Source organism: Flavobacterium sp. CAU 1735 (assembly GCF_039888695.1).
Taxonomy (GTDB): Bacteria; Bacteroidota; Bacteroidia; order Flavobacteriales; family Flavobacteriaceae; genus Flavobacterium.
The window spans coordinates 12,417-27,040 of record NZ_JBDQQQ010000006.1 but is presented as its reverse complement, the minus strand read 5'-3'; the positions used below and the strand labels follow the sequence as shown (position 1 = coordinate 27,040).

General features: G+C 38.1%; 15 protein-coding genes and 4 tRNA genes. 7 read left to right on the top strand and 12 right to left on the bottom strand.

Features of this window, described 5'->3' with window-relative positions:
- The first annotated feature begins 215 nt into the window (after positions 1–215).
- Complete coding sequence (locus AAFN64_RS13295; RefSeq protein WP_347760761.1) at positions 216–1,385, top strand: S41 family peptidase; 1,170 nt, start codon at positions 216–218, stop codon at positions 1,383–1,385.
- 44 nt (positions 1,386–1,429) lie between these two features.
- Here AAFN64_RS13295 and AAFN64_RS13290 read toward each other — a convergent pair.
- The 7 genes from AAFN64_RS13290 to AAFN64_RS13260 form a co-directional block, all read right to left on the bottom strand.
- A tRNA-Lys gene (locus AAFN64_RS13290) sits at positions 1,430–1,502 on the bottom strand.
- A gap of 409 nt (positions 1,503–1,911) precedes the next feature.
- Positions 1,912–2,424, bottom strand: a complete 513-nt coding sequence (locus AAFN64_RS13285; protein WP_347760760.1) for an AAA family ATPase — start codon at positions 2,422–2,424, stop codon at positions 1,912–1,914.
- A 7-nt stretch (positions 2,425–2,431) separates the two neighbouring features.
- Positions 2,432–2,836 (bottom strand): DUF5367 domain-containing protein, encoded by a 405-nt coding sequence (locus AAFN64_RS13280; protein WP_347760759.1) that lies wholly within the window; start codon positions 2,834–2,836, stop codon positions 2,432–2,434.
- Positions 2,837–3,482: 646 nt separating this feature from the next.
- Positions 3,483–4,424 (bottom strand): AraC family transcriptional regulator, encoded by a 942-nt coding sequence (locus tag AAFN64_RS13275; protein WP_347760758.1) that lies wholly within the window; start codon positions 4,422–4,424, stop codon positions 3,483–3,485.
- Positions 4,425–4,685: 261 nt separating this feature from the next.
- A tRNA-Leu gene (locus AAFN64_RS13270) sits at positions 4,686–4,767 on the bottom strand.
- A 39-nt stretch (positions 4,768–4,806) separates the two neighbouring features.
- Positions 4,807–4,879, bottom strand: a tRNA-Lys gene (locus AAFN64_RS13265).
- Positions 4,880–4,914: 35 nt separating this feature from the next.
- A tRNA-Lys gene (locus AAFN64_RS13260) sits at positions 4,915–4,987 on the bottom strand.
- 128 nt (positions 4,988–5,115) lie between these two features.
- Between AAFN64_RS13260 and AAFN64_RS13255 the strand changes: the two genes are divergently transcribed.
- Positions 5,116–5,634 carry a shikimate kinase gene (locus tag AAFN64_RS13255; RefSeq protein ID WP_347760757.1) on the top strand — a complete coding sequence of 173 codons (519 nt, stop codon included), beginning with the start codon at positions 5,116–5,118 and terminating at the stop codon, positions 5,632–5,634.
- Here the strand turns inward: AAFN64_RS13255 and AAFN64_RS13250 are convergent.
- Genes AAFN64_RS13250 through AAFN64_RS13240 form a run of 3 tightly spaced genes read right to left on the bottom strand, consistent with a single transcriptional unit; the run spans position 5,626 to position 7,108 of the window.
- Positions 5,626–6,120 carry a phosphoribosyltransferase family protein gene (locus AAFN64_RS13250; protein WP_300488508.1) on the bottom strand — a complete coding sequence of 165 codons (495 nt, stop codon included), beginning with the start codon at positions 6,118–6,120 and terminating at the stop codon, positions 5,626–5,628. The two genes, AAFN64_RS13255 and AAFN64_RS13250, sit on opposite strands and share 9 nt — an antisense overlap.
- Before the next feature lie 21 nt (positions 6,121–6,141).
- Positions 6,142–6,726, bottom strand: a complete 585-nt coding sequence (locus tag AAFN64_RS13245; protein WP_347760756.1) for a methyltransferase domain-containing protein — start codon at positions 6,724–6,726, stop codon at positions 6,142–6,144.
- Entirely contained in the window at positions 6,713–7,108 is a 396-nt protein-coding gene (locus AAFN64_RS13240; protein ID WP_136403208.1) for an RNA-binding S4 domain-containing protein, read from the bottom strand. The genes AAFN64_RS13245 and AAFN64_RS13240 overlap by 14 nt, the downstream gene beginning before the upstream one ends.
- 80 nt (positions 7,109–7,188) lie before the next feature.
- On the opposite strand from AAFN64_RS13240, the gene AAFN64_RS13235 reads away from it, so the two are divergent.
- Complete coding sequence (locus AAFN64_RS13235) at positions 7,189–8,103, top strand: FKBP-type peptidylprolyl isomerase (RefSeq protein WP_347760755.1); 915 nt, start codon at positions 7,189–7,191, stop codon at positions 8,101–8,103.
- Between the two features lie 68 nt (positions 8,104–8,171).
- Here the strand turns inward: AAFN64_RS13235 and AAFN64_RS13230 are convergent, their stop codons facing one another.
- Entirely contained in the window at positions 8,172–9,125 is a 954-nt protein-coding gene (locus AAFN64_RS13230; protein WP_300488498.1) for a transketolase C-terminal domain-containing protein, read from the bottom strand.
- A 41-nt stretch (positions 9,126–9,166) separates the two neighbouring features.
- Positions 9,167–10,015, bottom strand: coding sequence for a transketolase (locus tag AAFN64_RS13225; RefSeq protein WP_300488495.1), 849 nt, complete (start codon positions 10,013–10,015; stop codon positions 9,167–9,169).
- A gap of 173 nt (positions 10,016–10,188) precedes the next feature.
- Between AAFN64_RS13225 and AAFN64_RS13220 the strand changes: the two genes are divergently transcribed.
- The 4 genes from AAFN64_RS13220 to AAFN64_RS13205 all read left to right on the top strand — a co-directional run bounded on the left by AAFN64_RS13220 (position 10,189) and on the right by AAFN64_RS13205 (position 14,612).
- Positions 10,189–11,388 carry an MFS transporter gene (locus AAFN64_RS13220; RefSeq protein ID WP_300488492.1) on the top strand — a complete coding sequence of 400 codons (1,200 nt, stop codon included), beginning with the start codon at positions 10,189–10,191 and terminating at the stop codon, positions 11,386–11,388.
- Between the two features lie 109 nt (positions 11,389–11,497).
- The gene (gene tgt, locus AAFN64_RS13215) at positions 11,498–12,628 is read left to right on the top strand and encodes a tRNA guanosine(34) transglycosylase Tgt (protein WP_300488489.1); all 1,131 of its coding nucleotides are present in this window, start codon (positions 11,498–11,500) and stop codon (positions 12,626–12,628) included.
- Between the two features lie 33 nt (positions 12,629–12,661).
- Positions 12,662–13,738: an LptF/LptG family permease gene (locus AAFN64_RS13210; RefSeq protein WP_300488486.1), complete on the top strand. Its 1,077-nt coding sequence runs from the start codon at positions 12,662–12,664 to the stop codon at positions 13,736–13,738.
- Positions 13,725–14,612 (top strand): DMT family transporter, encoded by an 888-nt coding sequence (locus AAFN64_RS13205; protein ID WP_347760754.1) that lies wholly within the window; start codon positions 13,725–13,727, stop codon positions 14,610–14,612. The genes AAFN64_RS13210 and AAFN64_RS13205 overlap by 14 nt, the downstream gene beginning before the upstream one ends.
- Positions 14,613–14,624: the final 12 nt, after the last annotated feature.

The following is a 14,624-nucleotide window of genomic DNA, read 5'->3' as shown; positions in this document are numbered from 1 at the left end:
GTTGTGGACAGCATAAACCATTGTTCGATAAAACGTTAAAAAAAGATAGTATCGTTTCCGAATTTACACAATTATATAACCTGACAAATACGATTCATCCGGGACAGTTTATGTTTTGTTCGAAAAAAGAATTTGACAAGACCTATTTGGACTTAAAGCATTCGATCAAAGGTGATCTTTCCATTGTAGATTATTACAAGCTCACAGCCACACTAATGGCAAAAATAAAGGATGGGCATACAACCGTTGACAGAGGGCAAATTACGACATTGTTACAAGAAGAACCCGTTTTTCCATTCCGTATTTATCAGATTAAAAATAATTATTATTTTGATAATTCAATAAAGGAAAACAAGATTTATACAGGTTTGCAGATTCTTAAAATAAATGGAGAAAGTATTGATGCAATAGTAAAGAATGTCGAAAAGTATATTCATCTTGAAGGTAGAAATGAAACAGGATTAAATACGAAATTTAAGAATTTCCCTTTTTATTATTTTATATACAACCAAAGTGAAAAATTTGAAGTTGAATTTATAGACAATAACAACCAAAAGCAGAAAGCAGTAGTAAAAGGAATTACTTTTGATAACTTTACAAAAAGTACTACCGAAAACATTCAGCCTTTAACAACTGAAATTAGAAACGATAAAATTGCTGTTCTCAAGTTTTATTCCTTTGCAAATGGTTATAATGAAGCCGATAGAAAGATTGCGCAACATCAATTAGATGTTTTTTTTACAAAGCTTGACAGTCTGAAAACTAAAAATCTAATTATTGATTTGCGCGATAACAGCGGTGGTGCTGCGGAAATAGCCAATTATTTGTTTTCGTATCTAATAGATAAGCCCTATTACTATTTTGATTATGTGGGTGCCAAGTACAATAGTGTAAAAAACTGGAAGCATTATGCGCAATATCCTGAAAGTATTGAAGAAATAAATGTAGCGGAAACAACGCCAATAAACGGACTAAATTGCACCACAGCGACTGGTAGTGCAGATGATGATTGGTGGTTTAAAAAACAGCAAAATAAATCGAATTTTTACAAAGGACAGATTAGTGTTTTGATCAATGGTGGTTGTTTTTCCACGACGGGACATTTATTGGCCTTACTTCGGGAATATAAAATTGGAAAATTTTATGGCGAATATTCACAAGGAAGTAATTATAGTAATGCCGGTGGTCGGGCATTTGTTTTGCCTTATTCCAAAACACTGGTATGGATACCTACTTTTCAGTATAAAATGAAAACTCCAAATTTTAAAAATGACCCCAAAGGTATAAAACCTGACGTCGAAATACCGCTTCTGGCGGATGATTTAAAAACGGGCTTTGACAGACAAATGGATTTTATACTTAATACACTTTCAAGAGCAAAATAGAAACGAAAAAAGCACACTATTAGTGTGCTTTTTCTGTCAATTTGTGACCCGGCTGGGATTCGAACCCAGGACCCCATCATTAAAAGTGATGTGCTCTACCAGCTGAGCTACCGAGTCTATAATATAAAGTTTGTTTTGTTTCTTTTTGATCAGTGAAACCGGAAGTTTTAAAGCTTCCTACTGAATTTCAACAGTCCGATATTTAGATATCTTTTGTTGTTTTTAACGGGTGCAAAGAAAGGGATTTTTATCCGTATGAACTAATAAAATTTGCTTTTTTTGACTTTAATTTTTGAAAAAAAATGTGAAGGATAATGTTGCGGGTTGTTAATCGATTCAATATTAAAGAACTACTGCGACAGGAGAGGAAGATGTTTTTTTGATATTTTTAAAATAGGATACATTTAAAAATACAAATGCGCATTCAAAATGAACAAATATGGGCTTATTTTTTATTTATCGACTTCAGGAATAACCTGTCAGATACCAAATTTCGAATAGTTGCGTCAAAAACGGTAGGGGATTGCTATTCTGAAATTTCAGCGAGTACCTGATTGCTGCGATTCGATAATGTACCGTTTACTTCAATCGCGGCTATCCCGAAATCCTCAATCCATTCATGGAGTAAATCGTTAACCTGACTCCGAAGTTTTGGGAAATCTGTTTGATGTCCGGATATCAGATCCGGCTTTTCAATAGGGACAAATACAAAAAGGTCGATTTCGGAGATTAGTGCTTGAACGGTTTTAAAATGAGATTGAATATTTCTACGTGGATCAAGAACATGAATATAGGCTAATAGGTCAAGGACGCATCTGTCAAATAGTACATCGTCTTCGCTTTTTGGAATCCGTTTGGCCGAATAATTAAATTGTTCAATAAAATCATCGGCTGTAGGTTTTTCTGAAAATTCATAGCCTGAAGATTCCAACTGATGGTATGGCTCCATTTCAAGTGTGTATCCGGGAAGATGCTTTAGAAGTTCTTCCGCCAATGTTGTTTTGCCAACGTTGTGAGCGCCAAATATCGCAATTCTCATAGTACAATCAATTTTTAGTCTCTTGTTTTTTTCTTAAAAGTCCGAAAATTAAAACGATAGCATAGGCAAACATTAGCCAGGAAGCAAACGTTTTACTATAGATTTCGGGCATATTGGGAAATAGTTTTTCAAAAAACTGTATGCATACGGTATCCAGTAGCATACCGGGTAAAACCATAATGGCTGCCGATTTTATGCTTTCAAGGTTGTCCAACTTACATTTAGTAAAGACCGCGGTTGAAATAAAGCCTAAGGCCGGTATCAGGATGATATACAGAGCGATCATTATGAATGGATTGTCGACAATAAAAAAATGTTGTCCTGCAATCCGAAACAACAGCGTGGCTACTAGCCAAACTAAAAAGCCAACAATAAAACTAATAAGGGGGTAATTCTCTTTATGTGTTTTCATTACGAATTGATAAATCTTTATGATGTTTAAATATAAGTGGTCAGGATGTCCTTGTCCAGTTGTCCAAATTTCAATCGGGTTTACAAGTGAATGCTTTCTAACCAACACAGGAATGCTTGTGGGATTCAATCGAACTGCCTTACAGATTTTTCCGAGTATAAATATAAGAATTTTCTAACCGTAAAAGTAGTCCTCGATAGTGATTCTTGATCTTTGATGTGGTAATCAAAAGAAAGATATTGGGTTTGGTTTACCCTGAAAAAGTGACGTTTGACGGTTTAGCTTTTCGAACCATTAGGGTAAATGAAGTTTTGCTTCTTGTGTTGTTGATCAACAAACAATTAAGAAATAAAAAAATGGTACAGATGTAGCGGATCCACATTTGTACCATTTGGTGAACCCGTTGGTACGGAATTCGAACCCGTTGTTGGAAGATTTAAAAATTTTAAAAGCTGTTTAATCTAATATCTAAATCATATTTCAGTAAGGCTTTAGTTTAAATATCCAGATATAATTTTAAAAATAATTTATTCTAAAATTAAATTGCAATCCATTAGCTGTAAATGAAAATGAGACTATAAAGGACAATTTCATAAATTTGAATTTAGAAGTTTCTAATCTTATTGGAATTTACATTTTTTAATTTTCACAGTAATTTTATCGGTATGTAAATATCTATAATATGGTGATTTTCAGGATGTAATTTAGGGTTGTTTAAGTGGCTTAAAAAGAAATTTCTATTATCGGGTTGATAACCATTTTCTTCAAACCATATTTCATAAATGTAATTCCATGTTTTAAAACATTCAGACATTGGTGCTTCTTTATGGAAAACAGCATATAATCCTCCGCTTATTTTGGTACTGCCAATTATTCCTTCTCCTGCTATATTATCAGGAACAGACAAACATACATCTGCTTGAAGCATTCCGGACAAATTAGCATTGCTTCTATAAACTGTTAATGCTTTCGTTTCAGGAAAATTAACTAGTTTTCTGGGAGTAGCCCAGCTAAAAAGTTGCTCAAACATTTTACCAAATGTTTCACTATCATGATTGTGGATATTGAGGTTTCTGATATAAATAACATTAAATTCCTCCATTGTTTTGATTTCAAAATCAAGTTTTACAATTTCACTCATTTCAATTTTTTTTAAATTATTTAATTTGAGTGCAAGGTAGTTTTCGATTTCGGACTGCATTTTTTCAATATTGCTATCAGTTATACCAATATTGCTATTTTTATGGTGCTTTCGCCATTCGGTTGGTGTCAAATGTTTTACTTCGCGAAAAGTTCTTGAAAAAGATGAAGTACTTAAAAAACCACATTCAAAGGCAATTTCACTAATTGTTTTTGATGGATTATTCATTAAGAAAAACAAAGCTCTCTCTATTTTTGCTTTTTTTATAAATTCATTGATTGTCGTTCCGGTTACAGATTTAAAAATTCTATGGAAATGAAATTTTGAAAAATTAGAAAGACTGGCCAGTTTTTCTAAAGAAAGTTCTTCATGAAGGTTTTCTTTAATATAATCGATACTTCTATTGATTCTAAAGTAATACTCTTTAATAGACTCTTCCTTTGTCATAATGGTTGTTTCTTTAACTAATATTTAAAATAAGCACACGAATGCAAAGGGTAAAGGTAAAGATGTATTAGAAAAATCTTTTGTTTTAAAACAATTTTTCAAAGTAAAAATATTCTGTCATAATTTAAAGCCCTTGATGGTGTTCGAACCTAAATCTTCTTTAAATATTTGATGTTTTTAAAAACCGGAAGAAATTTTAAAAGTTTTCGAACCACAAAAAAAAGCCTGAGAATCTAGATTCTCAGGCTTTTTTTTCTGTAGTGACCACGATGGGATTCGAACCCATACGTCTTGCGACACCACCCCCTCAAGATGGCGAGTCTACCAATTTCTCCACGTGGCCATAAACTAAAAAAGTCAAACATTAGTTTGACTTTTTTTGTGACCCGGCTGGGATTCGAACCCAGGACCCCATCATTAAAAGTGATGTGCTCTACCAGCTGAGCTACCGAGTCTGTGCTTTCAAGAAATAAATTTCAGGTCATTTTTGTGACCCGGCTGGGATTCGAACCCAGGACCCCATCATTAAAAGTGATGTGCTCTACCAGCTGAGCTACCGAGTCTGTAATCATTTCCTGATTGCGGGTGCAAATATAAGGCCTATTTTTTATTATACAAGACTTTTTTGGTTTAAATTTGTGTTTTTTTTAAAGCCTGTTTTTAAGTTTCTGTTAACGAGACATTTATTATTATGCATAAAATTATTCTTATAGGTTATATGGGATCGGGGAAGTCAACAATTGGGGAATTATTGTCTCAAAAGACTTCGATTCCGGCCTTCGATCTGGATCAAATTATTGAAGAAGCAACGCAAAAAACCATTACGGAATTATTTTCCGAATCCGGAGAAATCAAGTTTCGTAAACTGGAACACGAAAAACTGAAATCGTTTATCGCCGAAAACGACAATTATATACTAAGTCTTGGAGGAGGCGCTCCTTGTTATGCCAATAATCACGAGTTTCTAAAATTGGATGGAATTACATCGGTTTATCTGAAAGCTTCCATAAAAGAGCTGTTGGCGCGTTTGGAAAATGAACGCCACAACCGACCGTTATTGGCCGGATTAAATGATGAAGAAGTTGAGGAGTTTATTGCAAAGCACCTTTTCGACAGGAGTTATTTTTACCATCAGGCGAAACATGTCGTATCGGTCGATGGTAAAAATCCTGACGCTATTGTGAATGAGATAAAAGGGCTTTTAGCTTAAATAAGCATATTCTTCCGACTCTTCGAAAACCACTTGTATGTGTTCCAATAGGGAAGTAGATAAGGATAATCCTTTAAAATCGGCTTTTACCGGGTATTTTTTGTGATTTCGGTCGACCAGTACCGCAGTTTTGAATTTCTTTAACGGTACGTCAAGGAAATGCTTTACACCGTAGATCAAAGTGGTGCCGGAGTTTAGTACGTCGTCGATCAATACCAGGTTTTTGTTGGTATATTCTTCCGGAGTTAACGAAGTCTGAATGGCTTGCTGCGGTTGTGTTTTGTTAATTTTAACCTCACACAGTACAATGTTAAGATCGGAAATCTGCTTTAGTTCGCGGGCTATTTTCTGAGCAAAAATATAACCGTTGGCGGCAATTCCGGCCAAAACTACCTCTTGTTCGTCAGCAAAGGTTTCGTAGATCTGATAAGCGATTCGCTTGGTTTTATGATTGATTTCCTGTTGTGTCAGAATGATATTCTTCATGGCTGTTGTGTTGTTGTTGTGTTATTTTTTTTCAAAGATAAAAAACAGTTCCCGATCCTGTCTCGGTTTTATCGAATTGTGGGCGCGTTCCAGTGTTTTAATTACAAAAGTATCCGAAAATAGCTTACGGTATTCGGTTTCACTTCCGCCAAACGGAGGTCCGACTTCGGTTAGCGGAAAGTCAAATAATAAACCGGCTATTTTGCCACCCGGATTTAGAATGTTGTGCATCTTGGATGCGTATTGGGGGCGTAATTCCGGCGACAAAGCGCAGAAAAAGGTTTGTTCTAATACGAGATCAAAAGTGTGTTTTAATTCGAAAAAGTCTCCCTGAATTAATTGCGCATCCGGAAAATCGGGATTTCGCAATTTGATATTTTCTAATGGTGTCGGAGCCAGATCAATCACATATACATTATGAAAACCCTGCGAAAAAAGATAATCCAGCTCATGGGCATTACCGGCACCCGGAATTAAGATCTTCAGGTTTTTATTTGTTATTTGATCAATATAGGATTTCATCGGAGCGGTTACCGAACCGGTGTCCCAGGGTGCTTCGTCGTTTTGGTAACGATTTTCCCAATAGTCTTTGTTAAATGTTGTCATCTTCAAAATCAATAGAAGGTTCGTCGGTATAATCGTCAATGTCCCGGCGGTCTTTTTTAGTAGGTCTTCCGGTACCTTTGGCTCTATAGTGTTCTTTGGAAAGTCGGAGTAATTCCAGATGTTCAAAAGCTTCTGCCGGTGTCTCGTCTTTACGGTAAATATCGACCAGTTTGGCGCCAACCCGGTTGTCTGGAATATCCAAAACGGTTAAAATATAGTTAATCTGATCTCTGCGTAAGGTAATTTTGTCGGTAGGAAAAACTTCACGTGAAGGTTTGGCAGCCTGCCCATTTACGGTGATATGTCCTTTTTTACATGCCTCAGTAGCAATGTTTCGTGTTTTGTAGTAACGGACACACCACAAATATTTATCCACTCTCATATGAAAATTCAAAATTCGATGTTAATATTAAAACAAAAATAAAGGAAAATTGTATCTTGCACCGTTAAATTTTATTAATAATGAATAGATTCTTTAAGATAGTGGGAAGCGCATTACTAATGGCAACTCTTTTTGCTTGTGATGATAAAGCTGGTTCCACTGTTGAAATCCGGGATTACGGTCAACAATATGCTTCCGATATCGTCGCTATTGAAAATTATTTGAAAACACACTATATTGAGGTAACTCATAATGCGAATGGTGATGTGGATGAAACAACGATCACTGCTATTCCTGATGGCGGTTCACAGGTTTCGATTTGGGATCAGACGACCTATCCATTGCAATCTAAAATTGTAAAACTACATAATATAGAATATAAGGTATATTATCTGAAACTTGCAGCAGGTACGGGTGATGCACCTTGCGGTATTGATAAAGTATATACTTCTTACCGAGGCTTATTGCTAACGGATGGTCAGTTTGACTATGCGCCTAATGCAACCGAAATTAGTCTTCTTGGTGCTATTAAAGGATGGGAATATACTTTTCCGGAATTTAAAAGAGGTGTAGCTGTTGAAAATCCGGATGGAACCTTAGGTTACAAAGATTACGGAGCCGGTGTGATATTCCTGCCTTCCGGTTTAGGATATTATTCCAGCTATGTGGGAAGTATTCCGGAATATTCGCCATTGGTGTTTACGTTTAAGTTGTTCGATATCCAGTTCCTGGATCAGGATGGTGATGGTGTATTGTCGCGATACGAATACGGTTTTGACGCTAATGGTGCCTTAATCGATACGGATGGTGATGGTGTAGCTGATGTTTTTGATATCGATGATGATAACGATGGTGTTTTAACAAAAGACGAAATCCGTATACCGGGATCAACAACAGGAGCGCAATATGCTTTTGATCAGATTCCGCTTTGTCCATCAAATAGCAATGGTAAAAAAGTACATTTGGATCCCGGATGTCAGGGGCCTAATTTATAACGAAGAAAAAGAAATAAGTAAATAAAAAAGCGTTCCAATTGGAACGCTTTTTTTATGCTTGATCGTAATTATTTTCGCTTTACAACTTTTTCAGCGGCCGCTGTGATCGCTTCGTTGTTTAGCTTGTATTTTTCCATTAACTGATCCGGTGTTCCGCTTTCGCCAAAACTATCCTGAACGGCAACATATTCCTGTGGTGCAGGGTTGTGTAACGATAACGTACGGGCAACGCTTTCGCCTAAACCACCAAGCATGTTATGCTCTTCGGCTGTTACGACACATCCGGTTTTAGCAACCGATTTCAGAATTGCTTCTTCATCCAGTGGCTTAATCGTGTGAATGTTGATTACTTCAGCACTGATACCTTTTGCTTCCAAAGCTTCGGCGGCAATTAACGCTTCCCATACTAAATGTCCGGTAGCAATAATGGTTACATCGGTACCTTCGTTTAATAAAACGGCTTTTCCAATTTCGAAAGTTCCGTTTTCAGGTGTGAAGTTTGGAACCGACGGACGGCCAAAACGCAAATATACCGGACCGTGATGATCGGCAATAGCTAAAGTGGCTGCTTTCGTCTGGTTGTAATCGCAAGTGTTGATTACCGTCATTCCCGGTAACATTTTCATCAAACCGATGTCTTCCAGAATTTGGTGTGTGGCACCGTCTTCTCCTAACGTTAAACCAGCGTGTGAAGCACAGATTTTTACGTTTTTATCCGAATAGGCAACCGATTGACGAATCTGATCGTAAACTCTTCCGGTAGAGAAATTGGCAAAAGTTCCGGTAAATGGAATCTTACCACCAATAGTCATTCCTGCTGCGATTCCAATCATGTTTGCTTCGGCAATTCCGATCTGGAAAAAACGCTCCGGATGGTTCTTTTTAAAATCATCCATCTTTAACGATCCGATCAAATCGGCGCAAAGAGCAACTACATTTTCATTCTTTTGTCCTAATTCGGTTAATCCTGCTCCGAAACCGGAACGGGTGTCTTTATTTCCTGTGTTGGTATATTTTTTCATTGTCGACTTTAAATTAAATAAGGGTGTAACGGAACGGCGGCTTAATAATCGCCTAAAGTTTCTGGGTTTTGTGCCAATGCGCTTTCCAGTTGCGCATCGTTAGGTGCTTTTCCGTGCCAAGCGTGCGTGTGCATCATAAAATCAACGCCGTTACCCATTTCGGTGTGTAGTAATACACAAACCGGTTTTCCTTTTCCGGTTCTCGATTTGGCTTCTGTCATTCCTGAAATGATCGCTTCGATGTTATTTCCATCTTTAATTTCCAAAACATCCCATCCAAAAGCAGTGAACTTTGCATTCAAATCACCTAATGATAAAACTTCTTCGGTAGTACCGTCAATTTGCTTTCCGTTAAGGTCGACAGTAGCAATGTAGTTGTCTACTTTTTTAGCAGAAGCATACATTGCAGCTTCCCAGATCTGACCTTCTTGTAATTCACCGTCACCGTGTAAACTATAAACAATATGATTGTCTCCGTTTAATTTTTTGGTTAAGGCAGCACCAATAGCTACCGACATTCCCTGTCCTAACGATCCGGATGCTACGCGAATACCCGGTAGTCCTTCATGTGTCGTTGGGTGTCCCTGTAAACGGGAATTGATTAGACGGAAAGTAGCCAGTTCCGATACCGGAAAATAACCGCTTCGCGCCAATACGCTGTAAAATACAGGTGAAATATGTCCGTTAGAAAGGAAGAACAAATCTTCTCCAATACCATCCATGTCAAAACCTTCTTTGCGGTCCATTAGGTGTTGGTATAAGGTTACAAGGAATTCCGTACATCCAAGAGAACCTCCCGGGTGACCTGAATTTACAGCATGAACCATACGAAGGATATCTCTTCTAACCTGAATTGTTAAGTCGTTTAATTGTTGAGTGTTAGGCTTCATTTTTTATGTAAAAGTTATACTATGGCAAAAATAGCTTTATTTTAAAGATGTACCAAACTCTTTTTCTCTTTATAAATGTAGACTAATAATAAATAGGGGATAGTGATGCGCAGTCTGAACGAAATGTAGTACTTTTAGTAACTCTTTTTAACATTCTATTTCCTGTCAACAAAATGAAACGATTTTTAACGATCTATCTGGATTCGTACCGGGGATTGTCGCGTCCGGCCTGGATGCTGGCTTTGGTTATTTTTATCAACAGAAGTGGTGCTATGGTGCTGCCTTTTCTTGGTATTTATATGACGCAGGCCTTGCATTTTTCGATGAAAGAAGCCGGAACGGTATTAAGTTGTTTTGGGTTAGGCGCCGTTACCGGATCCTGGTTGGGTGGTTGGCTAACTGACAAAATCGGACATTTTAAAGTGCAAACAACCAGCTTGTTGTTGTCGGTTCCGATGTTTTGTATCTTACCGTTTTTTAAAACAGTGGAAACACTGGCGGTCGGAATTTTTATTTTAAGTGTGATTACCGATTCTTTTCGTCCGGCAAATTCCGTTTCGGTGGCCTATTATGCCAAACCGGAAAATATTACCCGCGCTTTTTCGTTAAACCGAATGGCGATAAATCTGGGCTTTTCCATTGGTCCGGCACTCGGAGGATTGTTGGCACTTATTTCCTACGACTGGCTTTTCTACGGAAATGCTATCGGTGCGATTGTAGCGGGAACCTTGTTTTTCTTCTATTTCCGAAACCGAAAAGGGAATGAAAACGTACTCAAAAAAGAAGCACATGATACCGAAAAGGAGATCTCACCTTATAAAGACAAGCCGTTTATTTTGTTTAATATATTAACGGCCTTATATGCGATTTGTTTCTTTCAGTTGCTCAGTACGTTGCCGTTGTTTTATAAAGAAATCCATAAATTAACGGAAGCCGATATCGGAATGTTACTGGCTTATAGTGGTATAGTGGTTTTTGCGTTGGAAATGTTATTGGTACATTTAGCCGAACGAAAAATGACATCGGCTCAGGTGATCATCATGGGAACCCTTTTATGCGGATTGTCTTTTTCGATGCTGGTGTTACCGGGTAAATTTACATTGCTATACATTTCCATGTTTGTTTTGTGTATTTCGGAAATATTGGTCATGCCTTTTGTGGCTACCGTAACAGTACAACGTTCCGGAGTCTCAAACCGCGGTGCCTATATGGGATTTGGAGCCTTGGCCTATGCGGTGGCACATATCGTTTCACCTTATTGCGGAACACGTCTGGCGTCGGCGCATGGATTCGATACGCTTTGGCTGGTAACTGGAGGGATAACGATTCTTACGGCTATAGGCTTTTATGTTGTGATGAAAAAAATGGAATAAAACAGTAGTAGTACGCCCGATGGCAGATGAAATAATCGTTAATATTTTCTAAGTAACCTCCTGTTCAATTGTCGAATTCGATTATCTTTGCCGATTGTAAAAAGTAATTATGAAGTTCGATTTAGTACAGAAAGACCCGTTGTCCAAAGCAAGAGCGGGAAGTATAACTACCGATCACGGTGTAATTGAAACACCAATATTTATGCCAGTAGGAACGGTGGCTTCCGTAAAAGGAGTACACCAGCGTGAATTGAAAAACGATATTAATCCCGATATTATTTTAGGAAATACCTATCATTTATACCTGCGCCCGCAAACGGAAATTCTTGAAAAAGCCGGCGGTTTGCATAAATTCATGAACTGGGATCGCAATATTCTTACGGATAGTGGCGGTTATCAGGTGTATTCGCTTTCTTCCAATCGTAAAATCAAAGAAGAAGGAGTGAAGTTCAAATCGCATATCGATGGTTCGTATCACTTCTTTTCACCCGAAAATGTAATGGAAATCCAACGTACAATCGGTGCCGACATCATCATGGCTTTTGATGAATGTACACCGTATCCGTGCGATTACCGTTATGCCAAACGTTCGATGCATATGACCCACCGTTGGTTGGATCGTTGTATTGCACATTTGGATAAATTACCGTTTAAATACGGCTACGAACAAACATTTTTCCCGATTGTTCAGGGAAGTACTTATAAAGATTTACGCCAGCAGTCGGCAGAATATATCGCCAGTGTTGGCGCACAAGGAAATGCCATCGGCGGACTTTCTGTTGGAGAACCGGCAGAAGAAATGTATGCTATGACCGAAGTCGTAACGGCTATTTTGCCGGAAGACAAACCGCGGTACCTGATGGGTGTTGGAACTCCAATTAATATCTTGGAAAACATCGCATTGGGAATCGATATGTTCGACTGTGTAATGCCAACCCGTAATGCCCGTAACGGAATGCTGTTTACGGCTAACGGTTCCATCAATATCAAAAACAAAAAATGGGAAGCCGATTTCTCTCCAATCGATGAAATGGGAATCACCTTTGTAGATACGGAATATTCAAAAGCCTATTTACGCCATTTGTTTGCCGCTAACGAATATTTAGGGAAACAGATTGCGACGATTCACAACCTTGGTTTCTATATGTGGTTGGTACGCGAAGCCAGAAAACATATCTTAGCCGGTGATTTCTATCAGTGGAAAGAAAAAATGGTAAAACAAATGAGCCAACGTTTATAATCCGAACGACAACTTTAATTTTCGATAACCCGGATGAGAATAATTGACAAATATATTTTAAAACGTTACCTGGTAACATTTTCGGTAATGTTATTGATGTTTATCCCGATCGGGATTGTAATCGACGTTTCCGAAAAGATCAATAAAATGCTGGCGAACAAAGTTCCGCTAACAGCGATTTTAAAATACTATTACGACTTTACAATATATTTTGCCAACCTGCTTTTTCCGATATTCCTGTTTTTATCGGTAATCTGGTTTACGTCCAAACTGGCCAATAATACCGAAATTATAGCCATTTTAAGTTCCGGAATTTCCTTTACCCGCTTTTTGCGACCCTATATTATCGGAGCAACCCTTGTATCGTTGTTTTCGCTCGTAATGGGCTTCTTTCTGGTGCCTAAAGCCAGTCAGGGATTTAATGATTTTCGTTACAATTACCTCTCCAATAGTCCTACCGTCAGGGAAAACCAGGACGTTTACCGGCAAATCAGTAAAAATGAGTTTATCTATGTGAGTAATTTTAATTACGAATCAAAGGTGGCTTTCAACTTTACGCTGGAGAAATTCAAAGGAAATCAATTGGAGTATAAAATTAATGCCAGTCGGATTAAATGGAATCCGAAGGACAGTACGTATACCTTGTACAATTATTCCAAACGAACTATAGGAGAGCTGAATGATATACTCGAAAAACGCGATCATAAGGAAATGAAAATGGACTTCGATCTGGAGGATCTTACTCCGGTAGTATATGTGGCCGAAACCATGAATCTGGGCGAGTTAAACCGTTTTATTGAAAAAGAAAAACAACGCGGGTCGCCCAATATTAACACCTATCTGGTCGTAAAATATAAAAAATACAGTATCCCGGTTTCGGCTTTTATCCTTACGATTATTGCCGTTTCTGTTTCTTCGATGAAAAGAAGAGGTGGAATGGGAGTGAACCTGGCATTGGGTATTGCAATTGCCTTTACCTTTATTTTCTTCGATAAGATTTTTGCGACACTGGCCGAAAAATCCAGCGTGCCGCCGTTGGTAGCCGTATGGTTTTCCAATGTCGTATTCGGAATCTTAGCTATTTATCTCCTTAGAAATGCCAAACGATAATATTAAAAGTTACCTACATCTCCATTTAATTGTTTTTATCTGGGGATTCACTGCTATTTTAGGCGGACTGATTTCATTGGATGCGCTACCATTGGTATGGTATCGGATGATGATCGCTTTGCTGCTGGTTTTCCTGTTTTTGCTGGTTCGGAAAAGACCCATCGGAGCCTCGGGAAAAATACTGGCGGGTTTTCTGCTTGGCGGACTCGTTATTGCCTTGCACTGGCTTACATTTTTTATGGCGATTAAAGTCTCCAATATCTCTGTAACGCTGGCTTGCCTATCTACCGGTGCCTTTTTTGCCTCCTTTCTGGAACCGATCTTCTACGGTCGGAAAATGATCTGGTATGAGGTATTATTCGGTCTTGTCGTAATTGTTGGACTGGGGATTATCTTTAATGTCGAAGGCGACCATGTACAGGGGATTATGCTGGCATTGACATCCGCTTTTTTATCGGCATTATTTTCAGTGATCAACGGAAAATTCGCCCAAAAACACGAAGCCTCCGTGATTACGTTTTACGAATTGTTAGGCGGCGTTGGATTTTTAACCCTCTATATGTTGTTTAGAGGTTATTTTACACCGTCGTTTTTTTCGCTCTCGTTATCCGATTGTATCTGGCTTTTGGTATTGGGATCGATCTGTACGGCCTATGCCTTTCTGGCTTCGGTAAAAGTGATGAAATACCTGAGTCCGTATACGGTGATGTTAACGATCAATCTGGAACCGATTTATGGGATAATCCTGGCGGTTCTGGTCTTTCAGGATAAAGAAAAAATGAGCCCGTCGTTTTATGTCGGAGCAGCTATAATCCTGCTTACAGTAATCCTGAACGGCGTAGCCAAGAACTATAAAAAAATAAAAACAAATTAATAAATTGTTACT

Coding starts and splice junctions, on each gene's coding strand:
- AAFN64_RS13245 (WP_347760756.1), bottom strand. CDS start 6,726: ATGACAACATTTAACAAAGACTATTGGGAAAATCGTTACCAAAACGAC.
- tgt (WP_300488489.1), top strand. CDS start 11,498: ATGAAGTTCGATTTAGTACAGAAAGACCCGTTGTCCAAAGCAAGAGCG.
- AAFN64_RS13295 (WP_347760761.1), top strand. CDS start 216: ATGGCAAAAATAAAGGATGGGCATACAACCGTTGACAGAGGGCAAATT.
- AAFN64_RS13250 (WP_300488508.1), bottom strand. CDS start 6,120: ATGAAGAATATCATTCTGACACAACAGGAAATCAATCATAAAACCAAG.
- AAFN64_RS13225 (WP_300488495.1), bottom strand. CDS start 10,015: ATGAAGCCTAACACTCAACAATTAAACGACTTAACAATTCAGGTTAGA.
- AAFN64_RS13230 (WP_300488498.1), bottom strand. CDS start 9,125: ATGAAAAAATATACCAACACAGGAAATAAAGACACCCGTTCCGGTTTC.
- AAFN64_RS13205 (WP_347760754.1), top strand. CDS start 13,725: ATGCCAAACGATAATATTAAAAGTTACCTACATCTCCATTTAATTGTT.
- AAFN64_RS13210 (WP_300488486.1), top strand. CDS start 12,662: ATGAGAATAATTGACAAATATATTTTAAAACGTTACCTGGTAACATTT.
- AAFN64_RS13235 (WP_347760755.1), top strand. CDS start 7,189: ATGAATAGATTCTTTAAGATAGTGGGAAGCGCATTACTAATGGCAACT.
- AAFN64_RS13255 (WP_347760757.1), top strand. CDS start 5,116: ATGCATAAAATTATTCTTATAGGTTATATGGGATCGGGGAAGTCAACA.
- AAFN64_RS13280 (WP_347760759.1), bottom strand. CDS start 2,836: ATGAAAACACATAAAGAGAATTACCCCCTTATTAGTTTTATTGTTGGC.
- AAFN64_RS13220 (WP_300488492.1), top strand. CDS start 10,189: ATGAAACGATTTTTAACGATCTATCTGGATTCGTACCGGGGATTGTCG.
- AAFN64_RS13275 (WP_347760758.1), bottom strand. CDS start 4,424: ATGACAAAGGAAGAGTCTATTAAAGAGTATTACTTTAGAATCAATAGA.
- AAFN64_RS13240 (WP_136403208.1), bottom strand. CDS start 7,108: ATGAGAGTGGATAAATATTTGTGGTGTGTCCGTTACTACAAAACACGA.
- AAFN64_RS13285 (WP_347760760.1), bottom strand. CDS start 2,424: ATGAGAATTGCGATATTTGGCGCTCACAACGTTGGCAAAACAACATTG.